Genomic DNA, 610 nt, shown 5'->3' with positions numbered 1-610 from the left:
CAAAATGGGGTAATAGCCTTGCCGTGCGACTGCCCGCGAGCGTCGTCGATGCGCTTGACTTGAAGGAGGGCGACGATATTGAGATCTATGCTGACCGTTCCGGCGCGTTCTCGGTCAGCAAAAAGCCCACAGTTGCCGAGCGGATCGAGCGGTTGCGCAAGTATCGAGGACGTCTGCCTGCGGACTTCAAGTTCGATCGGGAATCGCTGAGTGACCGCGATAACGTCGAATGACAGTGGCAGCACCAACTCGGTTCGCCGTCGATAGCAACGTAATCGTCTACCTGTTTTCTGGCGACGCTGCAAAGGCTGACAGGGCTGAGGCATTGGTTGCTGGCGGAAAGTCCAAGCCAGTCATCAGTACTCAGGTGATGAACGAGGTCACGCTTGTAATGAGCCGGAAGATGGGCTTTTCGTGGCCTGAGATCGAGCGCATCTTAGACGACGTCGAAGTGTTTTGCGAAGTCGTGCCCCTGACACTTGAAGTTCACAAAGAAGCACGTCGGATTGCCGCGCACTACGGATTCAGGTTCTATGATTCATGCATCATTGCTTTCGCGTTGCTCGCAGATTGCCAGGTTCTCTACAGCGAAGACATGCACCATGGACAA

Annotated in this window: 2 protein-coding genes; both read left to right on the top strand. The window is 54.8% G+C overall.

Annotated elements, in window-relative coordinates:
- Positions 1–233: AbrB/MazE/SpoVT family DNA-binding domain-containing protein (locus AWB74_RS45205; RefSeq protein ID WP_061152862.1), on the top strand; the 233-nt coding region annotated here is incomplete at its 5' end.
- On the top strand, positions 230–610 hold a 381-nt coding region (locus AWB74_RS45200; RefSeq protein WP_061152861.1), incomplete at its 3' end, for a PIN domain-containing protein. The genes AWB74_RS45205 and AWB74_RS45200, both read left to right, overlap by 4 nt.

It is taken from the genome of Caballeronia arvi, assembly GCF_001544695.2.
Lineage (GTDB): Bacteria > Pseudomonadota > Gammaproteobacteria > Burkholderiales > Burkholderiaceae > Caballeronia > Caballeronia arvi.
This window is presented reverse-complemented; position numbering and strand designations above follow the sequence as displayed.